Raw genomic sequence first — 22863 nt, forward strand, 5'->3', positions numbered from 1 at the left:
CTGCCGCCGCACCGGTGCCCCGTCCGGACCTGCTCCGGGCGGGGCACCGCCGTGACCGGGGTCAGGCGGTCGGTGCGTCCGACTGGAACATCTCCGGCTGCCACTCGGCGACGATCTCGCGCAGCCGCACCCGGGCGTCGAGCTGGCACAGGATGCCGACCGTCCCCATCGTCACCCGGTGGACCAGCAGGAACCGGGGCGGCAGGTTCAGCGACCGGCCGATCGCGGCGTCGGGGCTGCGCAGGTCCCCGACCCGCTCGGCCTGCGCCTGCAGCCAGCGGCGGCTGAAGTGGAACACGTCGTTCTCGAGCGGCTCGGTGAACGGCGCCAGGTAGCCGAGGACCTGCTCCTGCCCGACCCGGGCACCCTCGCGGACGAACCCGGCCGAGCGCATCAGCGCCATCAGCTCGCCGCCGCGGCCCTCGAGGGCGTACTTGGTCATGGCGACCAGCTCGGGCGGCATGCCGTCGGGCATCCGGGCGACGGCGCCGAAGTCGAGCACGAGCAGCCGGCCGTCGTCGAGGATGCCGAAGTTGCCCGGGTGCGGATCGGCGTGCAGCAGGTGGGTGCGGTCCGGGGCCGCGTAGTGGAACCGGGCCAGCTGGTTGCCGGCGTGGTCGCGTTCCTCCCGGGTGCCGTTGCGGATGATCGAGGACAGTGGCCGGCCCTGCACCCATTCGGTGATGACGGCCTTCGGTGCCGACCCGACCACGCGCGGGACCTTCACGTCCGGGTCGTCCTCGAAGAACGCGGCGAACTCGCGCTGGTAGGTCGCCTCGTCGCGGTAGTCGAGCTCCTCCTCCATCCGGCTCCGGAGCTCCTCGATCAGCGGCCGGACCTCCATCCCGGGGACCAGCGGCTGCAGGATCCGGCTCATCCGGCCGAGCTGGCGCAGGTCCGAGCGCAGCGCCTCCTCGGCGCCGGGGTACTGCACCTTCACGGCGACCTCCCGGCCGTCGCGCTTCCAGACGGCGCGGTGCACCTGCCCGATGCTGGCCGAGGCGGCCGGCACCTCGTCGAACTCGGCGAAGCGTGACTTCCAGGACCGGCCGAACTGCTGGGTGAGCATGTAGTCCACGTCGGACATCGGCATCGGCGGGGCTGCGGACTGCAGCTTGGTGAGCGCCTCCCGGTACGGCTCGGCGAACTCGTCGGGCACGGCGGCCTCGAACACGGACAGTGCCTGCCCGAACTTCATCGCGCCGCCCTTGAGCTCGCCGAGCACGGCGAAGAGCTGCTCGGCGCTGCGGGCCGCGAGCTGTGCCGAGATCTCGTCCCGGTCGCCACCGGTGAGCCGGCGTCCGAAGCCCGCGGCCGCCCGCCCCGCGACGCCGAGCGGGATGCCGGCGAGCTTGGCGGTACGGGAGGCCGTACGGCGGGGAATGTCGCTCACACCATGATTGTCCACCCCGGGGCGGCCGGCGTGCACGGTGCCGTCGCCCCCGTCACCGCCCCGCACGGGCAGCCGGAACGGGCCCGGACGGGGTACGGCGTGATCGTCGCGGTGCCGGGGTCGATCTCCAGCTCGGCCGCCCACGACGCGGGCGCCAGACCGCCCCGGACCGGACCGTCCAGTGCGGCCAGCACCTGCCCGACGGCGAGGGCCGCGGTCGCCGCGACCACGTGCGGTTCGGCCGTCCGCGGGTCGTGGACCGCCCCGGCACCGGCGTGTCCGGGGCACCGCAGGCACGGCCCGCGGCCCGGCAGGACCAGCGGCCCGACCACCCCGCGACCGTTGCAGAGCGTGACGACGAGGTGGTCGACGGCCCCGCTCGGCGCGGGCCTGGGCCCCCCGACGAGGACGACGAGGTCCGGCGGGACCCGCCCGGCCGGCGTGCTGCCGGCCCCGGCGGCGTCGAGCAGGTCGCGCAGCGCGGCCGCGCGGTCCCGGCCGACGGCGTCCGGGGCGAGCCCGGCGGCGACGTCGGCCGGCCCGGACCGCCCGGTGACCCGCGGGTGCACGTGACCGACCCCGGCCCGGGCCAGCCCGGTGACGACGCCGACCGCGAGCGGCGAGTCGCCGCGCACCTCCACCAGCGCGGACTCCCGGGCCCGGTGCAGCCGCGCCGCGAGGTCCGGGTCGGCGAGCATGCCCGCCCGCAGCAGCACGCCGAGCAGCGCGGCGAGCCCCACCCGGTCCGGCCCGGCCGGCGCGCCGGCGAGGAGCTCCACGACCATGGCCGGACCCTCGGCGATCCGGTCGAGCGCGGCGAGCGCGGCCGGGGGCAGGTCCTCGAGCACCCGCTCCCGGGCACCGGTGCCGATCCGGCGGGTGCGCCGCCCGGTCGCGGCCAGGACGTGGTGCGGGGCGACCGCGAGCCGCCGGGGGAGTGGGGTCATCGCGCCACGGTGCCGCGGCGGCACCCACGCCGGAGCGGGACCGCCCCGGACGTTCGCACCAGCAACCGGCGGCCCCACTCGCCCCATCCGCTCACCATCGCGGAACGCTCACCGATCCCGGGAACGCTCCTCCGACCGGCGCACGCGGGATCGAGCCGCGCGCAGACGAGCCACGCTCACCGAACCGGGCCACGCGCACGGGATCGGGCGAGCGTCGCCGGGTTCGGTGAGCGTCTCCGGAACCGGTGAGCGTCCGGTGGGCGAGGGCCGCGGGAGCGAGGGCCGGGTGCCGTGTGAGCTGCGGCATCGGCGTGCCGATCACCGGTCCCCGACCGGCGGCTCACCCCTGCGGGCGCGGCAGCCTACCCTGGGGCCATGGCAAGCCCCCCGGTGGAGGTCCGTCGCAGCGCTCGCCGGAAGCGGATGGTCAGTGCCCGACGCGAGGGTGACCGGGTGGTCGTGTTCATCCCGGGCTGGATGACGGCCGAGCAGGAACGCGACTGGGTCGCCGAGATGGTCAAGCGGATCGAGGCGAGCGAGGCGCGCCGCCGGTCCCCGGGCCGCCGTGGCGACGACGCGCTGCTGACCCGGGGCCGGGAGCTGTCGGCGCGCTGGTTGGAGGGCCGCCCGGACCCGGTCTCGATCCGGTGGGTGCCGACGATGCGGACCCGGTGGGCGTCCTGCACGCCGGACGACCGCACCATCCGGATCAGCGAGCGCCTCAAGGACGCACCCGGCTGGGTCGTCGACTACGTCCTGGTGCACGAGCTCGCGCACCTGCTGTCCGCCGCGCACGACGACGTCTTCTGGTCGTGGGTGTACCGCTACCCGCGGACGGAGCGCGCGATCGGCTACCTGGAGGGGCTCAACGCCGCGGCGGCGCTGGGCATCACCGGCGTGGACGGCGACGCGGCCACCGACGGCGAGGCCCCGGAGCCCGGGATCCCGGAGGGCCCGGTGGCGGCAGCGGGGAGCTGAGGCCGCGCCACCCCGGGGCGGCCGGGGTCAGCGATCGCGGCCGTTCCCGTCCTCGTCCGGGGTCTCGCCGGAGCGGCCGCCGCCGGAACCGGAGGATCCGGAGGGGCCCGACCCGGAGTCCGTGCTCCCGGAGTCCGCCTTCCCCTGCTCCGCGTCGGCCGCCATCTGCCGTTCGAGCGCGGCCATCGGGTCGTCCGGCACCTCGCCCGCGGACGCGCCGCGGACGAACGCCTCGGGCGCGTCCAGGTCCTCCGCCGACGGGATGAGGTCCGGGTGCGCCCAGATCGCGTCCCGGCCGTCGACGCCCCGGGCGTCACCGAGCTGCTTCCACAGCTCGGCCGCGGCCCGCAGCCGCCGCGGCCGCAGCTCCAGCCCGACGATCGTCGCGAACGCCTGCTCGGCCGGACCGCCGGAGGCCCGGCGCCGCCGCATCGTCTCGCGCATCGCCTGCGCACCGGGGAGCCGCTCGGCCAGCGCCTCGGCGACGACGGTGTCCACCCAGCCCTCGATGAGCGCGAGCAGCGTCTCCAGCCGGGCCAGCGCGGCCTTCTGCTCCGGGGTGTCCTCCGGCTCGAACATGCCGGACTGCATGGCCTCCTGGATCGACTCCGGGTTGGACGGGTCGATCCCGCGGGCCAGCTCCTCGATCCGGGAGGTGTCGACGGTGATGCCGCGGGCGTAGTCCTCCACCGCCCCGAGCAGCCGCTCCCGCAGCCAGTGCACGTGGGTGAACAGCCGCTGGTGCGCGGCCTCGCGCGCGGCGAGGTAGAGGGTGACCTCGCCGGCCGGGCGGTCGAGACCCTCGGTGAACCGGCCGATCGCCTCGGGCAGCAGCGCCGTCGTCCGTTCCGGGCCGACCGGGATGCCGAGCTCGGTGGAGGTCAGCACCTCCTTGCCGAGCTGGGCCAGTCCCTGGCCGAGCTGGCTGCCGAACGCCATCCCGCCCATCTGGCCGAGCATCGCCATCATCGGGCCGGCCGCGTTGCGGACCTCCTCGGGAAGGCCGTCGACCCAGGCCGAGGACAGCCGCCGGGCCACCGGGTCGCACAGCCGCTTCCAGGTCGGCATGCCGGCGCGCACCCAGTCGCTGGGCGTCCACGCCTGCACCTCGCCGCCGGCGAACGGGAACGCCGTCGCCGGGTCCAGCCACAGCTCGGCGAGCCGGACGGCCTCGGTCACGGCGCGGCGCTGGTCGTCGGTGAGCGACGACGTCGTCTGCGCCAGCTGCTGGGTGGCGATCTGCGCGGCCAGGTCGTAGTTGACCGGGCCGTCGTCGCCGGAACCGGTGCCGGCCTGCGAGAGCATCTGGCCGAGCTGGGACAGCATCTGCCCGAGCTGGCTCATGTCGAACTGGCCGCCGCCGGGCATCCCGGGCATGCCCGGCATGCCGAACGCCGCGAACGGGTTCTGCTGCGGGCCCTGCTCCCCGCCGGACGCCGGGTCCCCGGAGGCCGGGTGGGAGCCGAACCCGAACGGGTCCTTCGGACCCTCGGGCTCGCCGCCCGTGCCACCGTTGCCGCCCTTGCCCGACGAGTCGTCCTTGTCGCGGTCGCGGTCGGCGGGGCCGAAGCCGAACGGGGTGTCACTCATGCGGTCCACCGTACGCGGGACCGGCGTGCCGACGCTGCTGGTGACGGCCTGTTCGCCACGGGCGGAGACGGGGCACTACGTGCAGGCCGGAGGTGTCCCGCCGGTGTCGAGGGTCCGCAGCGCGGCGACGGCCTCGTCGAGCGTCCCGACCCGCACCAGCCGGAGGCCGTCCGGGGTGTTCGCGGCCGCCTCGGCGCAGTTGTCGGCCGGGACCAGGAACACCTCCGCGCCGACCTCCTTCGCCTTGATCATCTTGAACGGGATTCCGCTGATCTTCCCGACCTGGCCCTCCGCGGTGATCGTCCCGGTGCCGGCGACGAAGCGGCCCCCGGTCAGCGGGCCCGGGGTCAGCTTGTCCACCAGCGCCAGGCTGAACATGAGGCCGGCCGACGGGCCGCCGACGTCGCCGAGGGAGATCGAGAGCCGCTGGCCCTCGGCGGGCGAGGTCGCGGGGGTGATCCCGAGGAACGCCCGCGCCGGGTCCTCCGGGTGCGCGGCCGGGGTGACGGTGACCTCGCGCGGGGTGCCGCCGCGGACGACGGACAGGTGCAGCGGCCGTCCGGGGCGGGCGGCGCCGAGTGCGTCGAGCAGGGCCTGGACCGAGGGGATCGGGGTGCCGGCCACGGCCCGGATCTCGTCGCCCGCCTCGAGCACCCCCGCGGACGGCGACCCCTCGGTGAGTGCGCCGACCGTCAGCCGGGTCGGCAGGTGCAGGTGGTTGAGCGCGGCGGCCTCGGCGTTCGCGATGGAGCTGTCGAACTCCTGCTGGTTGTTCGCCGTGACCTGCTCGGGGCTCTGGCCGGGCGGGTAGAGCGACGACCGCGGGGCCAGCCGGTGGGTGCCCGACGCCCAGAGCCCGAGCGCGTGCAGCGGCGTGATGCCGTCGGTGACGCCGACGGTGGTCATGTTGAGGTGCCCGCCGGTCGGGTACGTCGGCAGCCCCTCGGCGGACACCACGGGCCGGCCGTTCACCTCACCGAGGGTGTCGAACGTCGGGCCGGGCCCGAGCGCGACGACGGGTGCGGGCACCACCGAGCCGACGACGGCGAGGCCCAGCAGCACGAGCAGTGCCGAGACCCACGTCGATGATCGAACGCCCACGCGCGCACCCTACGGACGCCGGCGCCGGTCACCGCCCGCGACCCCGCGGATCCCGGTTTGTCCGGTGTAGGGTTTCCGTCCGGTGGGCGCGCCGGGACGCAACCGGGAACTCACGGCCCCTCCGTAGAGTTGGATCGGGAGAACCGCGCCGTCGCTCCCCGCCGGCCGTGTCTTCCGTGTCGTACCCGAGCTGTGGAGCGTGCCCGTGTCGTCCATGCGGCCCCCTGTGGGAGCGCCGTCGCTGACCCGCCGAACCCGGATCCTCCTGGCCGCCGCGGGCGTCCTCGTCGTGCTCCTGCTCGGCGGTTCGCGGCTGCTGAACTTCTACGTCGACTACCTGTGGTTCGGCGAGGTCGGCTTCCGGAGCGTGCAGCTCACCCGGCTGTTCACCCAGATCGTGCTGTTCGGCGTGGTCGGGCTGGTGGTCGGCGGCCTGATCGCGCTGACACTGTGGCTGGCCTACCGGTACCGCCCGGTGTTCGTCCCGGTCTCCGGCTCGGACGACCCGGTCGCCCGGTACCGGACGTCGATCATCCAGCGCCCGTGGCTGTTCGGGGTCGGCGTCCCCGTCGTCATCGGCGTGATCGCCGGCCTGGCGGCCCCCGTGCAGTGGCAGACCGTCCAGCTGTTCCTGCACGGCACGCCGTTCGGGAAGGTCGACCCGGAGTTCGGCAACGACATCGCGTTCTACGCCTTCACGCTGCCGTTCCTGCGGATGGTGCTGAACTGGCTGTTCGTCGCCGTCGCGATCTGCTTCGTGCTGGCGCTGGTGGCGCACTACATCTTCGGCGGGATCCGGCTCACCGGCCGGTCCGGCTTCGTCTCGACGGCCGCGCGGGCCCAGCTGGCCGTGCTGGCCGGCGTGTTCGTGCTGCTCAAGGCCGTCGCGTACTGGTTCGACCGGTACGACCTGCTGTGGTCGAACCGCAACGCCCCGACGTTCTACGGGGCCACCTACACCGACCTCAACGCGGTGCTGCCCGCCAAGCTGATCCTGCTGATCATCGCGGTGGTCTGCGCGCTGGCCTTCTTCGTCGCCGCGTTCCGGCAGAACCTGCAGATCCCGGCCGTCGCCGTCGTCATGCTGCTGATCTCGTCGATCCTGGTCGGCACGGCGTTCCCGCTGGTCCTGCAGCAGTTCGTGGTCGCCCCGAACGCGAACGAGCGCGAGGCGCCCTCGATCGAGCGGAACATCGCCGCGACCCGGGACGCGTTCGGCATCGGGCGCGACAAGGTCGACATCCGCCCGTACGCCGGCGAGTCGCAGGCGACGCCCGGCCAGGTCCGGGCGGAGACCGACACCATCCCGAACATCCGGCTGCTCGACCCGGGCAAGCTGAACCGCACGTTCACCCAGCTCCAGCAGCGCCGCAACTTCTACGGCTTCGCGCCGAACCTGGACATCGACCGCTACTCGATCGACGGCCGGACCCAGGACTACATCGTCGCGGCCCGCGAGATGGACGCCAACGCCCTGGTCGGCAACCAGCAGGACTGGATCAACCGGCACCTGGTGTACACGCACGGCAACGGGATCGTCGCCGCGCCGGCCAACCAGATCAACGCCGCGCTCGAGGACGCGGGCGGGCAGGGCGGCCTGCCGCGGTTCACCGTCTCGGACACCCAGACCCGGGGCCGGATCCCGGTCCAGCAGCCCCGCATCTACTACGGCGAGCTGCTGGACAACCAGTACTCGATCGTCGGCGCCGAGCCCGGCACCGCGCCCCGCGAGTACGACTCCGACGAGGCGCAGTACACCTACACCGGTGCGGGCGGCGTCCCGATCGGCGGGATCTTCGACCGGGCCGTCTTCGCGCTGGCCTACGGCGAGCGGAACATCCTGTTCAACAGCTCGATCAACGACCAGTCGAAGATCATGTACGTCCGGAACCCGCGGGACCGGGTGCAGGCCGTGGCCCCGTGGCTGAAGCTGGACAACGACCCGTACCCGGCGGTCGTCGACGGCCGGGTCCAGTGGATCGTCGACGGCTACACCACGCTGCAGGACTACCCGTACGCCGAGCGCGTCCCGCTGGGGGAGACGACCGCCGACTCCCGGATCGGGCCGGGCGGCCAGCAGCTGCCGAACGAGACCGTCAGCTACCTGCGCAACTCGGTCAAGGCCACGGTCGACGCCTACGACGGCACCGTGAAGCTCTACGCCTTCGACGAGTCCGACCCGGTCCTGCAGACCTGGCAGAAGGCCTTCCCGGGCACCGTCGAGCCGCGCTCGGCGATCACCCCGGCGCTGCAGGCGCACCTGCGGTACCCGGAGGACCAGTTCAAGGTCCAGCGCGAGCTGCTGACCCGCTACCACGTCGACAACCCGGGCGAGTTCTTCTCGACCGTCTCGTTCTGGGACGTCCCGTCCGACCCGACCGTGCAGGGCGGCAACGGCGGCACGCAGAACGCGCAGCCGCCGTACTACGTCTACGCCGGGCTCCCCGGCCAGCAGGGGCCCTCGTTCCAGCTCACCAGCGCCCTGGTGAGCCTGCGGCGGCAGTTCCTGGCGTCCTACGTCTCGGCCAGCTCCGACCCGGACACCTACGGGAAGATCACCGTGTTGGAGTTGCCGAACGAGACGCAGACGCTCGGCCCGCAGCAGGTCCAGGCCCAGTTCCTCGGCTCGCCCGAGGTGTCCCAGGAGCTGAACCTGCTCCGGCAGAACCAGACCACGATCGACTACGGCAACCTGCTCACCCTCCCGGTGGCCGGCGGGCTGCTCTACGTCGAGCCGGTCTACATCGAGCGGGCCGGGCAGGACTCGTCGTACCCGCAGCTGGCCCGCGTCCTGGTGAGCTACGGCGGCCGGGTCGGCTACGACGCCGGCCTGTCCGCAGCCCTGGACGAGGTGTTCGGCGCCGGTGCCGGTGCGGCCGCCGGCGGCGCGGCCCCGTCGCCGGGTGCCCCGGCCCAGCCGACGACGCCGCCGGCCGCCGGTGGCACCCCGGCCCCGGGCACCCCGGCGGCGCCGAACGCGGCCCAGTCGGCCGCGGCCCAGCAGATCCGCCAGGCGCTGAACGACCTCAAGGCGGCCCAGCAGGCCGGTGACTTCGCGCGGCAGGGCGAGGCGCTGGCCGCGCTGGACCGCGCGGTCGCGGCGTTCCAGAGCGCCGGCGGCTGACCTCGCAGCGCACACCGGAACCGGCACCCCCCCTGCGCGGGTGCCGGTCCCGGGCGTGTACGGTGGTGACACAACACAGAGACGGGACGCGGTTGAACCGACCAGGTCCCGTCCGGCGCGGGGTGGAGCAGCTCGGTAGCTCGCTGGGCTCATAACCCAGAGGTCGCAGGTTCGAATCCTGCCCCCGCTACTCCTCAGGCCCGGGATTCCTCGTGAATCCCGGGCCTGACTCGTGGGAGAGCCGGCCAGCGGGCCGTGGAGCCGTGGCGCGTCGCGCCCGGCCCGGGCGGCGTCGTTCGACGCGTGGCGGGGAACCCGCAGGACCGGGCCCCCGTGCACGGGTGCCGGTCCCGGCCGTGTACGGTGGTGACACAACACAGAGACGGGATGCGTCCCGTCCGGCGCGGGGTGGAGCAGCTCGGTAGCTCGCTGGGCTCATAACCCAGAGGTCGCAGGTTCGAATCCTGCCCCCGCTACCACGCAGACGACGGCCCCCGGACACGGTCCGGGGGCCGTCGTCGTGCGGGCGTCTCAGCGCTCCCGCGGCGCCACTTCCAGCACCCGGTACCCCTTCTCCGAGGTCAGCCGGGTCGTCGGGAACCCCTGCTCGGCCTCCAGCCACCGGTGCAGCGAGTCCGACCCGAGGTTCTTGGCGACCACCAGGTACGCCCGCCCGCCCGGCAGCAGCCGCTGCAGCCATCGCAGCAGCAGCCCGTGCAGCGCGGGCTTCCCGGAGCGGATCGGGGGGTTCGAGTAGATGCCCGCGAACGCCAGGCCGGCCGGCACGTCGTCCGGGTGGCAGGCCGTCACGTTCCCCAGCCCGGCCGCGGCGGCGTTGTCCCGGGTGAGCCCCAACGCGCGCTCGTTGAGGTCCACCGCCCACACCGGCAGCCGCCTGCGCCGGGCGGCGAGGGTCAGCGCGATCGGCCCGTAGCCGCACCCGACGTCCAGCAGCGGCCCCCGGATCGGCGGCATCGGCGCGGCGTCGAGCAGCACCTTCGTCCCGCGGTCGATCCGGCCGTGCGAGAACACGCCGGTGTCCGTCGCCAGTTCCAGGTCGACGCCGGACGTGTGCAGCCGGACCGTGCCCGGGCGGCTCGCGACGGACGGGGAGGCGCTGAAGTAGTGGTCACCCACGCCCGACGATGCTACGGCGCGCAGAATGGCCCCATGGCCACCCCACAGGACGTGCCGATCGCGAGCGAGCCGATCCGGATCGGACAGTTCCTCAAGCTCGCGAACCTCGCCGAGGACGGCGGGCACGCCCGCGAGCTGCTCGAGTCCGGCCTGGTGACGGTGAACGGCGAGCCCGAGCACCGCAGGGGCGCCCGGCTGCACCGCGGTGACGTCGTCACCGTCGACGGCCACAGCGCCCGTCCGGCGTAGGGGTCACCAGCCCAGCCGGTCGGCGAAGTGGTCGGCGAACAGCGGCGCCATCGTCTCGGCGTAGGTCGCGGTCAGGTGGTTGTCGTCCATGTAGACCAGCACGTTGCCGACCTCGGCCGGGCAGGTCTCCGGGCCGCAGACGGCCGGTGCGACGTCGACGAACGAGACGTTCGGCGGGACGTCCGGCAGCTCCGCGTACGGCGGCGGGGACGGGTAGACGTCGTGCCGCGGCAGCGCGCACGCGTCGGCGTGCCGGCCCTCCCGGCCGACGCACTCGGGCACCGGGAACTGCGGCCGCGGGTTGTCCCGTACCGCGACGACGGGCACCCCGGCGTCGTGCAGCTTCCACCAGGCCTCGACGAAACCGGCCGGGGTCACCTCGGTGAGCCCGGGGCGGACGTCGCGGGTGGCGAGGGTCAGCACGGCGTCCGGCCGTCGCTCGGACAGCTCGCCGGTGACGGCGGCGTTCCAGGCGGTGCAGCCCTCGTCGGCCGGGTCGGTCTCCGACACCGTGGAGAGCGGGCAGGCGCCCCGGAACAGCCCGAGGATCTCCCAGTTCCGCTGCGCGGCGACCGGCAGGAGCGCGGCGACGTACTGCTGGGCGTGCGAGTCCCCGGCGACGGCGACGGTCCGCTCGGGCGGGGCGTCGCCGGGCGGCGGGATGGTGCAGGCCTGGAGCTCGACCCCGTCGCGCTGGACCGGCTCGCAGTTCCAGGTGCCGCGGTGGTAGCTCCAGTCGTCGGGCGCGCCGGCCAGCGAGGGCGTGAGCTCCACCTCGAGCCCCGGGTCGGCGAGGGCGGCGGGTTCGACGTCCGGCTGCAGGGCACCGGCACCGGGATGGCTCGGCGAGCCCGCCGCGACCGGGACCGACGCCCGCGCGGTAGCCACCCCGAACCAGCCGGCCGCGCCGACGAGCACGACCAGGGCGAGCACGCCCCCGGTGCGCAGCGCCCGCCGGACGCCGAGGTCGGCGATCGGCCGCTCGACGCACCGGTGGGTGAGCCAGGCGAGCACGAACGAGACGCCGATGACCGCGGTGCCGGCGCCGAGCGAGAGCTGCGACTGGCCGGTGTGCACCAGCGTGAGCACCAGGACCGGCCAGTGCCACAGGTAGAGCGGGAACGAGATGTCGCCGACGGTGCGCAGCACCGGGCCGGACAGGACACGGTCCACGCCGAGCCGGTGGCCGGAGCGGCCGGCGACCAGCACCGCGGCCGCGGCGAGCGTCGGCCACAGCGCGGCCCAGCCCGGGAACGCCCGGTCCACCTGCAGCAGCAGGCCGCAGGACACCAGGGCGAGCACGCCGGCCCAGCCCAGCGCGGCCCGCACCCCGGCCGTCAGCTCCGGCCGGTCCTCGACCCGCGAGATCCACAGCGCCAGGAGCCCGCCGAGCGCGAACTCCCAGGCCCGGGTCGACGAGTGGAAGTAGGCGAGCGGCTGGTTGGCCAGCGTCAGGTACACCGAGTAGGCCAGTGACGCCCCGCCGATCGCGAGCAGCGTGCCGGTGAGGCGGGCGTGCAGGTCCGCGCGGTCCCGCCGGGCCGCGAGCGCCACGCCCGCCACGACCAGCGGTGCCACCAGGTAGAACTGGCCCTGGATGGACAGCGACCAGAAGTGCTGGACGATGCTGGCCGCGTCGTTGCGCGCGGCGTAGTCCACCGCGTTCGCCGCGAGCTCCCAGTTCTGCACGAACAGCAGCGACGCCACGACCTCGCGGATCGTGGGCGACCAGCGGCTCTCCGGGAGCAGCACCGGCCCGGCCACGAGCCCCGCGGCGAGCACCACCGTGACGGCCGGCAGCAACCGGGACAGCTGGCGCCGCCAGGTCGCGACGACGTCCACGCCGCCCCGCAGCCCGGCCCGGTACAGCCCGCCGACGATGAGGAACCCGGTGATCAGGAAGAACACGTCGACGCCGCCGGAGACCCGGCCGACCCAGACGTGGTAGACGATCACCAGGAGGACCGCGAGCGCGCGCAGCCCCTGCAGTTCGGGCCGGAAGGGTGCCCGGGCACCGCTCGGGGCGGCACCGGTGCGGGCCGACGGCGCTCCACCGGGGGGCGTCACTGCGACGGGCTCCTCTCGGGGCAGGCAGGTAAAGATCAGTTTACCTTTGCCGGGACGCAACGACGGCGGCGGCCGGCAGGTGTGCCCTGCCGGCCGCCGCCGAGGTGGTGTAGCGGTGCGGGTCAGTACCCGAGGTAGCCGCCGCTCGCGCTCGACCGGCCACCGGCCTCGAGCGTCTCGACGCCGTAGCGGTCGATCATGTAGCGGACGCCCGCGGTGATGTTCGCGACCGGGTCGGTGATGTCCCGGTCGGCGAAGTCCGGGTGCACGTAGGCCTCGAACGTCGAGGGGATGACCTGCATCAGGCCCTCGGACGGGTTGCCGGACAGGGCGTTGGTGTCCCAGTTGTTGATGGCGTCCGGGTCGCCGTTGGACTCCTTCATGATGATCTTCTTCACACCGGGCGCGTACGACTGGGACAGTCCCATGTGGTCCAGGGCCTCGGCGATCCAGGCGTCCACGCCGCCCTTGGCGACCAGCGCGTCCAGGCGTGCCCGCTCGGCCTGGCGCTTCTGCGCGGCCTCGGCCGCCTTCCGGTGCTCCGCGGCGATCTTCGCGGCGATCTCCTGCGCCTTGCCGAGCGAGGCGAGGTCGGCGTCCCGCGCGGGCGAGGCGGCCTGCAGCGCGCCGGCGGCGGCCCCGGTGTGCTGCGCGAACGAGACCGGGCTGAAGTAGCCCGACGGGCTGCCGTCGGCCGCCGGTGCCGACGACGGGATGGGCGCGGTGAAGGCGGCCCGGGTGGTCGCGGCGGTGGTCTCCTCGGCGTCGGCCCGGGACTCGCCGTCCTGCGAGGTCGGGACGACGGCGGCGAACGCGCCGGAGGCGATGACGCCGAAGGCGGCGCCGGTCGCCGCCGTGCGGGTCCCGGCCCGGCGCGCGGCGCTGACCGGCGGCGGGAGTGCGGTGGCGCGGGCGCCACGGGAGCCGGCGGTCGGGGCAGCGGTCAGTGCTGCTGGTGCGGTCGCCACGGGCCGGGGGAACACGTGGCGGCCACCGGGGGAGCGGTGTCCTGGCAAGGGGGTAGCCCTTTCGCGATCAACGGACGGCTCCGCCGCGAGCGGCCGGGTCGGGGGTCCCGGGCGAGCCGGTCGGGGGGTCCGGCTCCTGGCCCGCTCGTGATCGGGCCGTGATGACTTGCCCAGGAACCGTAGATGCCCTGCTCGGGCGGGTCCAGCCCCGGGGGTGCCCGTCGCCGCGCGGGGGACACCGCTCACCGAGAACTCGATCTTGTGACGACCGGTCGCGAGTCCGGCGGACGGCCGATCGGTGCCGGTGGACGGTGATCCCCGCAGGTGGCGGCCCCGGTGCTGCGGCATGATACTGAAGTAAGCTTCAGGGTCCGTGGGTGTGGTCCGCGGGCGGAGGGAGGTGCCGGGGCGGATGGAGACGAGCGATCTCCTCACGATCGGCGAGATCGTCGAGCGGAGCGGGTTCCCGCACTCCGCGCTGCGCTACTACGAGCGCGAGGGGCTGATCCGGGCGAGCCGGACGTCCGGCGGCCAGCGTCGCTACCGGCGCAGCGTCCTGCGGAGGCTCGCGTTCATCCGGGCGGCCCGGTCGATCGGCATCGGGCTCGACGAGGTCCGGTCCGCACTGGACTCGCTGCCCGCGGAGCGGACGCCGACCAAGGCGGACTGGTCGCGCCTGTCGAAGGCCTGGCGCGGCCGGCTGGACGAGCAGATCGAGGCGCTGACCGCGCTGCGCGACGGCCTGGACGGCTGCATCGGGTGCGGCTGCCTGTCCATGACGACCTGCAAGCTCGTCAACCCGGACGACGCCGCCGCCGTGCAGGGCGACGGGGCCCGCCGCCTGCCCGCTGCGCTGCGCAGGACCCCCGCGCACGACCGGTGAGTCCCGTCTCGGGCCGCAGCGGTCCGCCCCCGCGGCCTCCTAGGCTGGGAGCGTGACGGATCTGGTGCCGGATCGCTGGTTGACCTTCGACGGTCTCGTCAACGCCCGTGACGTGGGCGGCCTCCCGCTCGAGGGCGGCGGCCGGGTCCGGCGGGGCGTCCTGCTCCGGACCGAGGCGCTGGAAGGTCTCAGCCCCGGCGACGTCGCCCGGCTCACCGGGGAGTACGGCGTCGTGCAGGTGCTGGACCTGCGCAAGGACGAGGAGATCCTCGTCCACGGTCCCGGCGCGCTGGCCGACGCCGGGATCACCGTGCACCGGCTGAGCTTCATCCCGGAGACCGGCCGGGGCCTGCCCGAGATCGACGACGACGCCGACCCCATGGTCGGTCACTACCTCGCCTACCTGGGCGACCGCGCCGGGAACGTGGTCGCGGGCGTGCGGCGGCTCGCCGAGCAGGAGACCGGGGCGACGGTCGTGCACTGCGCCGCGGGCAAGGACCGGACCGGCGTGCTCGTCGCGCTGGTCTGCTCGGCCGTCGGCGTCCCGCGGGCCGACGTCGTGGCCGACTACGCGCTGTCCGCGACCCGGATCGAGGCGCTGTTCCGGCGCTGGACCGCGGGGCGCGGGGAGCCGATGCCCCCGTCCGCCGACCTCGACCGGCACCGGCCGCGGGCCGAGGTCATGGAGACGTTCCTGCGCCTGCTCGACGAGCGGCACGGCGGCCCGGTGGGCTGGCTGCAGGAGAACGGCCTGACCGGCGACGAGCTGGCCCGGCTGCGTTCCCGGCTGCGCGACGAGGACGCGGACTGACCGCGGCCGCTAGGGCAGCTCCTCGATCGGGACCATCGGGTCCAGCTTGCGCAGCGTCCCCGGGTCACCGGTGACGGCGGGCCAGCCCCGCCGCAGCGCCGCGGTGACCACCTGGCCGCTGACGATGTCGTCGAGCCCCTGCGAGGCGAGCAGCAGCCCGGCCTCCTGGGCACTCTCCGGGGACAGCTCGTGGATCACGGTGTTCGGCAGGCCGAGCAGCACCTGCAGGGCTGCGTGGTGCTCGGCCTCCACCATCGACCAGGCGCGGCCGAGTGCGGCGCTGGGCACCGCGAGCACGATGTTCTCCTCCACCGCGGCCCAGACGAGGGCACGCATGTAGACCGGGCGGCCGGTGGCGAAGGCCGCCAGCGCCGATGAGTCGAGGACGCGTCCGCCGATCATCGCGCGGCTCAGCCGACGGCCACGGGCGGGGCCGGGCGCAGGGAACGCCGCGCCGCGTCCAGCTCGTCGGCCGGCGGCGGTCCGCCGTAGAGGCTCGCCAGGGTGGCCAGGGAACGGTCCCGGTCCTGCCGGGACTTGACGGCCTCCGCCACGTAGGCGGACAGGCTCGCCGCTGATCCTCGGGACACCGCGTCCCGCGCTTCCGCCACCAGCTCGGCCGGCAGCGTGACCGTCACTCGCTCGCTGCGCATACCGGAATGCTACTCCCTGCATACCGGTTGCTCCACGCGCCACGCCGCCTAGGCAGTTACCGGTGAGTATGCAAGGCTGCCACGCATGGACCTGACCTTCACCGCGGCCGAGGAGGAGTTCCGCTCCGAGCTGCGCTCGTGGCTGTCCGCGCACATCCCCGGGGAGTGGACGCGTCCCGGGTTCTGGGAGTCCCTCGACGACGACGAGAGCTTCCGGCTGCGCCGCGACTGGGAGCGCGAGAAGGCCGACGCCGGGTTCGCCGGCATCGAGTGGCCGACCGAGTACGGCGGTCGCGGCGGGACGCCGGGCATGAAGGCCATCTACGACGAAGAGATGGTCCGTGCGCGGGCCCCGCGCACGGTGAACCCGCTCGGGCTCGCCTTCCTGGCGCCGACGGTGATGGCGATCGGCACCGACGCGCAGCGCAAGGAGATCATCGGCCCGCTGCTGCGCAACGAGGTCATCTGGTGCCAGGGCTTCTCCGAGCCCGGCGCCGGCTCCGACCTCGCGGCGCTGTCCACCAAGGGCGTCCGGGACGGCGACGAGTTCGTCGTCAACGGGCAGAAGGTGTGGACGACCAACGCCGTGCACGGCGACAAGATCTTCACGCTGGTGCGCACCGAGCCCGGCTCACAGAAGCACCGCGGGATCAGCATGCTGCTGATCGACATGAACCAGCCGGGGGTGACCGCCCGCCCGCTCAAGCAGATGAGCGGGGCCAGCGAGTTCGGCGAGGTGTTCTTCGACGACGCCCGGGTCCCGGTGTCGGACTGCCTCGGCGAGATCGGCGACGGCTGGCGGACGGCGATGCTGCTGCTGTCCTTCGAGCGCGGCGCGTCGGGCATCTCCCAGTACACCGAGTTCCGCCGGCAGTACGACGAGATCGCCGCCGTCGCGCGGAAGCTCGGCCGCGACACCGACCCGGTGATCCGCGACGACCTGGCCCGCGTGCTCACCGAGCTGGAGTGCCTGCGGCTGCACTCGATGCACGTCCTCACCCAGGTCGAGCAGGGGCGGGACCTCGGCTTCGAGGCGTCGATGACCAAGCTGCAGTGGTCGGAGACGTTCCAGGACCTCTGGGAGGTCTACGACCGGATCCTCGGCGAGGACGCGACCCTCGACGCGCTGCCGGACGGCACCGACCTGCGGCCGCTGCACGCCCAGGCCATGTGGTCCCGCTCGGTCACGATCTGGGGCGGCTCGTCCCAGGTCCAGCGCACCATCACCGCCGAGCGCGTGCTCGGCCTGCCCCGGTAAGGAGTCGATCGTGTTCTTCGCACTCACCGAGGAGCAGCAGGAGTTCGGCGCGGCCGTCCGCGACTACCTGGCCGAGCGGTTCGACCTCGCCGCCGTCCGGGACGTCGTCGAGGCCGGACCCGGCGACGACGGCAACCCGGCCGCACTGTGGACGGCCGCCGGGGAGCAGGGCTGGACGGCCGTCACCGTGCCCGAGGAGCACGACGGCCTGGGGCTGGGCCTGGTCGAGGCCCAGGTGATCGCCCGCGCACTCGGGGCGGGCGTCGCGCCCGGGCCGTGGCGCGGGACCGTGCTCGCCGCGGACGCGATCCGGCTCACCGGCTCCGACGAGCAGCGCGCCGCCTGGCTGCCGCGGCTGGCGGCCGGCGAGGCGGTCGGCGCGTTCACCACCCGGGGCAGTGCCGCCGACGGCCTGCCGGTGGTGGAGTACGGCGCGATCGCCGACGTGGTCGTCGCACCGTCCGGACCGGATGCCCCGGGGCTGTGCCTGGTCACCGGCGCGAGCGCCACCCCGGCCGGCTCCTACGACGGCACCACCCGGCTCGCCACGCTCGCCGGCGGCACCACCGAACCGCTGCCCGGCGCCTCGGCCGGGCTGCGGCGGCAGCTGACCGACCGGGCCACCGTGCTCGTCGCCGCGGACCTCGTCGGGATCGCCAGGGAGGCGCTGACCCGCACGGTCGCCTACGACCGCGACCGTGAGCAGTTCGGCGTCCCGGTCGGGTCGTTCCAGGCGGTCAAGCACGCCCTGGCGGACCTGCACGTCGGCGTCACGATGGCCGCGCACGCCGTGCTCTACGCCGCGCACGCGGCCGACACCGGGGCGGACGACGCCGAGTTGGCCGTCGCCGTCGCGAAGGCCAAGGCGAGCGAGGTCGCGCTGCAGGCGACCGCCGCGATGATCCAGTACCACGGCGGGATCGGCTACACCTGGGAGCACGAGGCGCACTTCTTCTACAAGCGCGCCAGGCGGCTCGCCGGGCAGTACGGCGACGTCGCGTCCCAGCGCGAGCGGATCGCGGCCCTGACCGTGTGAGGGACGACTGCACACAGTGGATCCCCCACATGCGCCGTCAACAGGGCGAATGTTCGCTGTGGACTCGCGAACCGGCGTGGACCGTGGGACCGTCGCAGCATGGCCTCCGTCACACCGGTGAACGCCACCGCCGCCGCCCTGCTCGGCCTGCTGCACGGCGGCCCGATGACCGGCGGGCAGCTGGTCACCGCGGCCGGCGAGCGGTTCGGACTGTTCTTCTCGGTCACCCGCAGCCAGGTCTACCGGGAGCTGCCCGCCCTCACCGAGGAGGGGCTGCTCCGGCTGGGCAAGCAGGGGCCGCGGGCGAGCCAGCAGTACGTCATCACCGCCGCGGGCAAGCGCGCGTTCAAGGCGTGGCTCGCCTCCGGCGGCGAAGCCGACGCGGTACGCAGCCCGCTGGTCCTGCGCCTGCTGCACGCCGGGATGCTCACGGTCAAGCAGCGCACCGAGCTGCTCCGGTCGGCGAAGGAGGCCTACACCGAGCGGCTCGCCGAGGCCCGCGCGGCCGCCCGGGCCACCGACGACCCGTACGCCCGGCCGGTGGCCGACTTCGCCGTCGCCCACACCCGCGCGATGATCAAACTGATCGACGCCGTCCCGGAGGAGTGAGGCGGGGGCCGGTGGGCCCGCGCCGCACCGCGCGTACCCTCGATCGATGTGACTCCCGACGTCCAGGCCGACCTGAAGGACCTCGACACCACGCTCTCCAGCATCGAGGCCGTCGCCGACGTGCCCGCGCTGCGCCAGGAGATCGAGGAGCTCTCCGAGCAGGCGGGCCGGCCGGACCTCTGGGACGACGTCGAGGCCGCGCAGAAGATCACCAGCCGGCTCGCGCACGCCCAGGGTGAGCTGCGCCGGCTCGACGACCTGCGCCGCCGCCTCGACGACGTCCCCGTGCTCTACGAGCTCGCCGAGGACGAGGGCGACACCTCCGCGGTCGCCGACGCCGACGCCGAGCGCGAGCGCCTGCGGTCCGAGATCGCCTCCCTGGAGGTCCGGACCCTGCTGTCCGGCGAGTACGACGCCCGCGACGCCCTGGTGACCATCCGCGCCGAGGCCGGCGGTGTCGACGCCGCCGACTTCGCCGAGATGCTGCTGCGGATGTACCTGCGCTGGGCCGAGCGGCACGGCTACGGCACCGACGTCTTCGAGACGTCCTACGCCGAGGAGGCCGGCATCAAGTCGGCCACGTTCGCCGTCCACGCGCCGTACGCGTTCGGCACGCTGTCGGTCGAGGCCGGCACGCACCGGCTGGTGCGGATCTCGCCGTTCGACAACCAGGGCCGCCGGCAGACGTCGTTCGCCGGCGTCGAGGTGGCGCCGGTCGTCGAGTCGTCGGACCACGTGGAGATCGACGAGAAGGACCTGCGCGTCGACGTGTTCCGCGCCTCCGGCCCGGGCGGCCAGGGCGTCAACACCACCGACTCGGCGGTCCGGCTGACCCACATCCCGACCGGCATCGTCGTGGCCTGCCAGAACGAGCGCTCGCAGCTGCAGAACAAGGCGTCGGCGATGACGGTGCTGCAGGCCAAGCTGCTGGAGCGGCGCCGGCAGGAGGAGCGCGAGCTCATGGACTCCTTCAAGGACGCCGGCTCGTCCTGGGGCAACCAGATGCGCAACTACGTCCTGCACCCGTACCAGCAGGTGAAGGACCTCCGGAACGGGCACGAGGTCAACAACCCGTCGGCGGTGCTCGACGGCGAGATCGACGACTTCATCGAGGCCGGCATCCGCTGGCGCCGTCAGCAGGCCGACGCGTCGTGAGGGCCGCGCTGCTCGCGGCGCTCCTCGCCGTCGTGCTGTGCGCCTGCACCGGTGCCGGACCCGTCGCGCCCGCCGGCCCGGCCGCCGCCGTGCCGCCCCCGCCGCAGGACGTCGTGGCCGGGGCCGTGCGCGCGCTCGCCGGCGCCGGGTCGGCCCGGGTGAGCGCCGCGCTCGACGGCGGCCCCACGGGCCCGGTCCGGGCCTCGGGCCCGGTCCGGCTGCAGCCGTTCGCCGCGGACCTCACGGCCACGCTCGGCACCCGCGGGGCGCAGGTGCGGGTGGACGGCGACGCAGCATGGCTGCGGCTCGGCGGCTCCGGGAACTGGCAGCGCCTGCCCGCCGGCGCGGTCCCGGTCGGGGCGCTGACCGGTGCCCTGCATGCCGCACCGGGCCTGCGCGACGTGGCCGAGCAGCCCGGCCGCGAGGACGTCGACGGGGTCCCGGCCGTCCGCTACACCGGCACCGTCGACCTCGCCGCCGCGCGGGCGGCCGCCCCCGGCCCGGACGCGGCGACCCGGCTGGACGAGCTGGCCGGGCTGGTCTCGCCGGCGCCGCGGTTCACCGCCTGGCTCGGGGCACCGGACGCCGCGGGCGCCGACCGAGGACGGCTGCTGCGCCTGCGCCTCGAGCCGGCCGGCGGGGCGGGCGCGCTCACCGTCGGCTTCGCCGAGCCCGGCCTGCCGATGCCCTGACGGGCCCGTGAGTACTTGGGAGGGCCAGGGCCCTCCGAAGCACTCACGGCGTGTCGTCACGGCCGGTGCACGCCGGGCGGCGGTACCGTCCCGCTCCGTGATCGAGCTGCGGGACGTCACCAAGCACTACCCGGCGTCCGGCCGCCCGGCGCTGGACCGGATCTCGGCGACCGTCGGCGCCGGCGAGTTCGCGTTCCTCATCGGGCCCTCCGGCTCGGGCAAGTCGACGCTGCTGCGGCTGCTGCTGCGCGAGGACGTCCCCACCTCCGGCACGATCCTCGTCGACGGCCTCGACGTCGCCCGGCTGCCCCGGCGCAAGGTCCCGAAGCTGCGGCAGCGGATCGGCTGCGTGTTCCAGGACTTCCGGCTGCTGCCCAAGCGCACCGTGGCCGGCAACGTGGCGTTCGCGCTCGAGGTGCTCGGGCGCAAGCCGGCGCAGATCCGCAGCGACGTGCCCGAGCTGCTGGAGATGGTCGGCCTGCAGGGCAAGGCGGAGCGGATGCCGCACGAGCTCTCCGGTGGCGAGCAGCAGCGGGTCGCGATCGCGCGGGCGTCGGTGAACCGGCCGCCGCTGTTGCTGGCCGACGAACCCACCGGCAACCTCGACCCCGACACCAGCCGGGGGATCATGCAGGTGCTGGAGCGGATCAACCGCGGCGGCACGACCGTCCTGATGGCCACCCACGACGACTCCATCGTGGACGCGATGCGCCGCCGGGTGATCGAGCTGGACGACGGTGTGGTGCTCCGCGACGAGGCCCGCGCCGTGTACGGGGCGGGCCGGTAGATGCGCCCCGCCCTGCTCACCCGCGAGGTCTCCGAAGGCCTGCGCCGCAACGTGACGATGACCGTGGCGATGGTGCTCACCACCGCCGTCACCCTGATGTCGGTCGGGGCCGGGCTGCTCGTGCTGCGCACGATCGACGACATCTCCGCGCTGTACGCGAGCCGGCTCGAGATCCAGGTCGCGCTCACCCCGGACGTCTCGGAGTCCGACCGGGACTGCTCCGGGCCGACGTGCGCCTCGCTGCACGCGGCGCTGTCCTCGGCGCCCGGCGTCGGCGCGGTGACCTTCGAGTCCCAGGAGCAGGCCTACACCCGGTTCCGGGAGCTGTTCGCGGGGCAGTCCGTGGCCGACGTCGCCCGCCCGCAGTCGCTGCCCGCGACGCTGCGGGTGACGCTCACCGACCAGCAGGGGGGCGCGGCCGCCGCGGCGGCGGCCGTCGAGGGCCGCCCCGGCGTGCGCGGGGTGATCGACCAGCGCGACCTCGTCGGGAAGCTGTTCGACTTCCTCGACGGCGTGCGGAACGTGGCGTTCGCGCTGGCCGTGGTGCAGGCGCTCGCGGCCGTGCTGCTGATCTCCAACACGGTCCAGGTGTCGGCGTTCACCCGGCGCACCGAGGTCGCGGTGATGCGCCTGGTCGGCGCGACCCGATGGACCACGCAGCTGCCGTTCCTCATGGAGGCGGCCATCGCGGGTGCGGTCGGCGGGGCGCTGGCCGGGGCCGGCCTCGTCGCCGCGAAGTACGCCGTCGTGGACGACCTGCTCGCCGCGATCGGCCGGGCGGGGGTGATCCCGCCGGTCCGGCTGTCCGACGTGCTGGTCGTGTCGGTGCTGCTCGTGCCGGTCGGCGGGATCGTCGCCGGTGTCACCGGCTACGCGACGCTGCGTGCTTATGTGAAGGTCTGACGACCGGGCGGCGGGTAGGCTGGTGGGGTGAAGGAACAGGGCCGGAAGGTGATCGCGCAGAACCGCCGGGCCCGGCACGACTACTCGATCCTGGACACCTACGAGGCCGGGGTCGCGCTGAAGGGGACCGAGGTGAAGAGCCTCCGTCTGGGCCGGGCCTCGATGGCGGACGCCTTCGCCACGATCGACGAGGGCGAGATCTTCCTGCGCAACCTGCACATCCCGGAGTACGTCCGGGGCAGCTGGACCAACCACGAGCCCCGCCGCACCCGCAAGCTGCTGCTGCACCGCGACGAGATCGACCGGCTGATGGGCAAGACCCGCGAGGGCGGGCTGACCCTGGTGCCGCTGTCGCTGTACTTCAGCGACGGCAAGGTCAAGTGCGAGATCGCGCTGGCCCGCGGCAAGAAGGACTACGACAAGCGCCGCGACCTCGCGAAGAAGGACGCGGAACGGGAGATGGCCCGGGCCGTCGGCCGCGCCGCCAAGGGCCGCGCCCGCAGCCTGCGCTGATCCCGGCCT

22 protein-coding genes and 2 tRNA genes are annotated in these 22863 nt (G+C 74.3%); 15 read left to right on the forward strand and 9 right to left on the reverse strand.

Annotation, left to right across the window (positions count from 1 at the left end):
• Window positions 1-61 precede the first annotated feature (61 nt).
• Together H7X46_RS04260 and H7X46_RS04265 are read right to left on the reverse strand one after the other, a co-directional pair.
• Complete coding sequence (locus H7X46_RS04260; protein WP_186358157.1) at window positions 62-1393, reverse strand: AarF/UbiB family protein; 1332 nt, start codon at window positions 1391-1393, stop codon at window positions 62-64.
• Entirely contained in the window at window positions 1390-2340 is a 951-nt protein-coding gene (locus H7X46_RS04265; protein WP_186358158.1) for a hypothetical protein, read from the reverse strand. Before H7X46_RS04265 ends, H7X46_RS04260 begins: the two co-directional genes overlap by 4 nt.
• Before the next feature lie 375 nt (window positions 2341-2715).
• Here H7X46_RS04265 and H7X46_RS04270 point away from each other — a divergent pair, with 375 nt between their 5' ends.
• Window positions 2716-3318, forward strand: coding sequence for a M48 family metallopeptidase (locus tag H7X46_RS04270; RefSeq protein WP_186358159.1), 603 nt, complete (start codon window positions 2716-2718; stop codon window positions 3316-3318).
• 27 nt (window positions 3319-3345) lie between these two features.
• Here H7X46_RS04270 and H7X46_RS04275 read toward each other — a convergent pair whose 3' ends face one another.
• Both H7X46_RS04275 and H7X46_RS04280 read right to left on the reverse strand, forming a co-directional pair.
• Window positions 3346-4908: a zinc-dependent metalloprotease gene (locus H7X46_RS04275; RefSeq protein WP_186358160.1), complete on the reverse strand. Its 1563-nt coding sequence runs from the start codon at window positions 4906-4908 to the stop codon at window positions 3346-3348.
• Between the two features lie 75 nt (window positions 4909-4983).
• Window positions 4984-6009 (reverse strand): PDZ domain-containing protein, encoded by a 1026-nt coding sequence (locus H7X46_RS04280; RefSeq protein ID WP_186358161.1) that lies wholly within the window; start codon window positions 6007-6009, stop codon window positions 4984-4986.
• 214 nt (window positions 6010-6223) lie between these two features.
• Here H7X46_RS04280 and H7X46_RS04285 point away from each other — a divergent pair, with 214 nt between their 5' ends.
• The 3 genes from H7X46_RS04285 (at window position 6224) to H7X46_RS04295 (ending at window position 9612) form a co-directional block, all read left to right on the forward strand.
• Entirely contained in the window at window positions 6224-9133 is a 2910-nt protein-coding gene (locus H7X46_RS04285) for a UPF0182 family protein (RefSeq protein WP_186358162.1), read from the forward strand.
• 116 nt (window positions 9134-9249) lie between these two features.
• Window positions 9250-9323: transfer RNA gene (locus H7X46_RS04290), tRNA-Met, on the forward strand.
• Window positions 9324-9535: 212 nt separating this feature from the next.
• A tRNA-Met gene (locus tag H7X46_RS04295) sits at window positions 9536-9612 on the forward strand.
• Between the two features lie 52 nt (window positions 9613-9664).
• Here the strand turns inward: H7X46_RS04295 and H7X46_RS04300 are convergent.
• On the reverse strand, window positions 9665-10270 hold the full coding sequence (locus H7X46_RS04300) for a methyltransferase (RefSeq protein ID WP_186358163.1): 606 nt from the start codon (window positions 10268-10270) through the stop codon (window positions 9665-9667).
• A 33-nt stretch (window positions 10271-10303) separates the two neighbouring features.
• Between H7X46_RS04300 and H7X46_RS04305 the strand changes: the two genes are divergently transcribed.
• Complete coding sequence (locus tag H7X46_RS04305; protein ID WP_186358164.1) at window positions 10304-10519, forward strand: RNA-binding S4 domain-containing protein; 216 nt, start codon at window positions 10304-10306, stop codon at window positions 10517-10519.
• Between the two features lie 3 nt (window positions 10520-10522).
• Here H7X46_RS04305 and H7X46_RS04310 read toward each other — a convergent pair whose 3' ends face one another.
• Both H7X46_RS04310 and H7X46_RS30505 read right to left on the reverse strand, forming a co-directional pair.
• On the reverse strand, window positions 10523-12586 hold the full coding sequence (locus H7X46_RS04310) for an SGNH hydrolase domain-containing protein (RefSeq protein ID WP_186358165.1): 2064 nt from the start codon (window positions 12584-12586) through the stop codon (window positions 10523-10525).
• A 122-nt stretch (window positions 12587-12708) separates the two neighbouring features.
• On the reverse strand, window positions 12709-13554 hold the full coding sequence (locus H7X46_RS30505) for a transglycosylase SLT domain-containing protein (RefSeq protein WP_222131191.1): 846 nt from the start codon (window positions 13552-13554) through the stop codon (window positions 12709-12711).
• 412 nt (window positions 13555-13966) lie between these two features.
• Here H7X46_RS30505 and soxR point away from each other — a divergent pair, with 412 nt between their 5' ends.
• Entirely contained in the window at window positions 13967-14437 is a 471-nt protein-coding gene (gene soxR, locus H7X46_RS04320; protein WP_186358167.1) for a redox-sensitive transcriptional activator SoxR, read from the forward strand.
• Window positions 14438-14489: 52 nt separating this feature from the next.
• Window positions 14490-15248 (forward strand): tyrosine-protein phosphatase, encoded by a 759-nt coding sequence (locus H7X46_RS04325; protein WP_186358168.1) that lies wholly within the window; start codon window positions 14490-14492, stop codon window positions 15246-15248.
• Between the two features lie 9 nt (window positions 15249-15257).
• Here H7X46_RS04325 and H7X46_RS04330 read toward each other — a convergent pair whose 3' ends face one another.
• The gene (locus H7X46_RS04330) at window positions 15258-15650 is read right to left on the reverse strand and encodes a hypothetical protein (RefSeq protein ID WP_186358169.1); all 393 of its coding nucleotides are present in this window, start codon (window positions 15648-15650) and stop codon (window positions 15258-15260) included.
• Window positions 15651-15658: 8 nt separating this feature from the next.
• On the reverse strand, window positions 15659-15901 hold the full coding sequence (locus H7X46_RS04335; protein WP_186358170.1) for a hypothetical protein: 243 nt from the start codon (window positions 15899-15901) through the stop codon (window positions 15659-15661).
• A gap of 85 nt (window positions 15902-15986) precedes the next feature.
• On the opposite strand from H7X46_RS04335, the gene H7X46_RS04340 reads away from it, so the two are divergent.
• The 8 genes from H7X46_RS04340 (at window position 15987) to smpB (ending at window position 22854) form a co-directional block, all read left to right on the forward strand.
• A complete protein-coding gene (locus H7X46_RS04340; RefSeq protein WP_186358171.1) occupies window positions 15987-17159 on the forward strand; it encodes an acyl-CoA dehydrogenase family protein in 1173 nt (390 codons plus the stop codon).
• Between the two features lie 10 nt (window positions 17160-17169).
• On the forward strand, window positions 17170-18195 hold the full coding sequence (locus tag H7X46_RS30510) for an acyl-CoA dehydrogenase family protein (RefSeq protein WP_186358172.1): 1026 nt from the start codon (window positions 17170-17172) through the stop codon (window positions 18193-18195).
• A 99-nt stretch (window positions 18196-18294) separates the two neighbouring features.
• A complete protein-coding gene (locus H7X46_RS04350) occupies window positions 18295-18804 on the forward strand; it encodes a PadR family transcriptional regulator (protein ID WP_186358173.1) in 510 nt (169 codons plus the stop codon).
• A 48-nt stretch (window positions 18805-18852) separates the two neighbouring features.
• Window positions 18853-19959 (forward strand): peptide chain release factor 2, encoded by a 1107-nt coding sequence (gene prfB, locus H7X46_RS04355; protein WP_186358174.1) that lies wholly within the window; start codon window positions 18853-18855, stop codon window positions 19957-19959.
• Window positions 19956-20651: a hypothetical protein gene (locus H7X46_RS04360; protein ID WP_186358175.1), complete on the forward strand. Its 696-nt coding sequence runs from the start codon at window positions 19956-19958 to the stop codon at window positions 20649-20651. Before prfB ends, H7X46_RS04360 begins: the two co-directional genes overlap by 4 nt.
• A 97-nt stretch (window positions 20652-20748) precedes the next feature.
• The gene (ftsE, locus tag H7X46_RS04365; protein ID WP_186358176.1) at window positions 20749-21438 is read left to right on the forward strand and encodes a cell division ATP-binding protein FtsE; all 690 of its coding nucleotides are present in this window, start codon (window positions 20749-20751) and stop codon (window positions 21436-21438) included.
• Window positions 21439-22341, forward strand: coding sequence for a permease-like cell division protein FtsX (gene ftsX, locus H7X46_RS04370; protein WP_186358177.1), 903 nt, complete (start codon window positions 21439-21441; stop codon window positions 22339-22341).
• A 27-nt stretch (window positions 22342-22368) separates the two neighbouring features.
• Window positions 22369-22854, forward strand: coding sequence for an SsrA-binding protein SmpB (smpB, locus tag H7X46_RS04375; protein ID WP_186358178.1), 486 nt, complete (start codon window positions 22369-22371; stop codon window positions 22852-22854).
• Window positions 22855-22863 lie beyond the last annotated feature (9 nt).

This window comes from Pseudonocardia sp. C8 (genome assembly GCF_014267175.1).
Classification (GTDB): Bacteria; Actinomycetota; Actinomycetes; order Mycobacteriales; family Pseudonocardiaceae; genus Pseudonocardia.

Bases quoted from the DNA above. Each gene is read 5' to 3' on its own strand.
- H7X46_RS04265 (WP_186358158.1), bottom strand. From the start codon at position 2,340: ATGACCCCACTCCCCCGGCGGCTCGCGGTCGCCCCGCACCACGTCCTG.
- H7X46_RS04270 (WP_186358159.1), top strand. From the start codon at position 2,716: ATGGCAAGCCCCCCGGTGGAGGTCCGTCGCAGCGCTCGCCGGAAGCGG.
- H7X46_RS04275 (WP_186358160.1), bottom strand. From the start codon at position 4,908: ATGAGTGACACCCCGTTCGGCTTCGGCCCCGCCGACCGCGACCGCGAC.
- H7X46_RS04285 (WP_186358162.1), top strand. From the start codon at position 6,224: ATGCGGCCCCCTGTGGGAGCGCCGTCGCTGACCCGCCGAACCCGGATC.
- H7X46_RS04305 (WP_186358164.1), top strand. From the start codon at position 10,304: ATGGCCACCCCACAGGACGTGCCGATCGCGAGCGAGCCGATCCGGATC.
- soxR (WP_186358167.1), top strand. From the start codon at position 13,967: ATGGAGACGAGCGATCTCCTCACGATCGGCGAGATCGTCGAGCGGAGC.
- H7X46_RS04330 (WP_186358169.1), bottom strand. From the start codon at position 15,650: ATGATCGGCGGACGCGTCCTCGACTCATCGGCGCTGGCGGCCTTCGCC.
- H7X46_RS04335 (WP_186358170.1), bottom strand. From the start codon at position 15,901: ATGCGCAGCGAGCGAGTGACGGTCACGCTGCCGGCCGAGCTGGTGGCG.
- H7X46_RS04340 (WP_186358171.1), top strand. From the start codon at position 15,987: ATGGACCTGACCTTCACCGCGGCCGAGGAGGAGTTCCGCTCCGAGCTG.
- H7X46_RS04350 (WP_186358173.1), top strand. From the start codon at position 18,295: ATGGCCTCCGTCACACCGGTGAACGCCACCGCCGCCGCCCTGCTCGGC.
- ftsX (WP_186358177.1), top strand. From the start codon at position 21,439: ATGCGCCCCGCCCTGCTCACCCGCGAGGTCTCCGAAGGCCTGCGCCGC.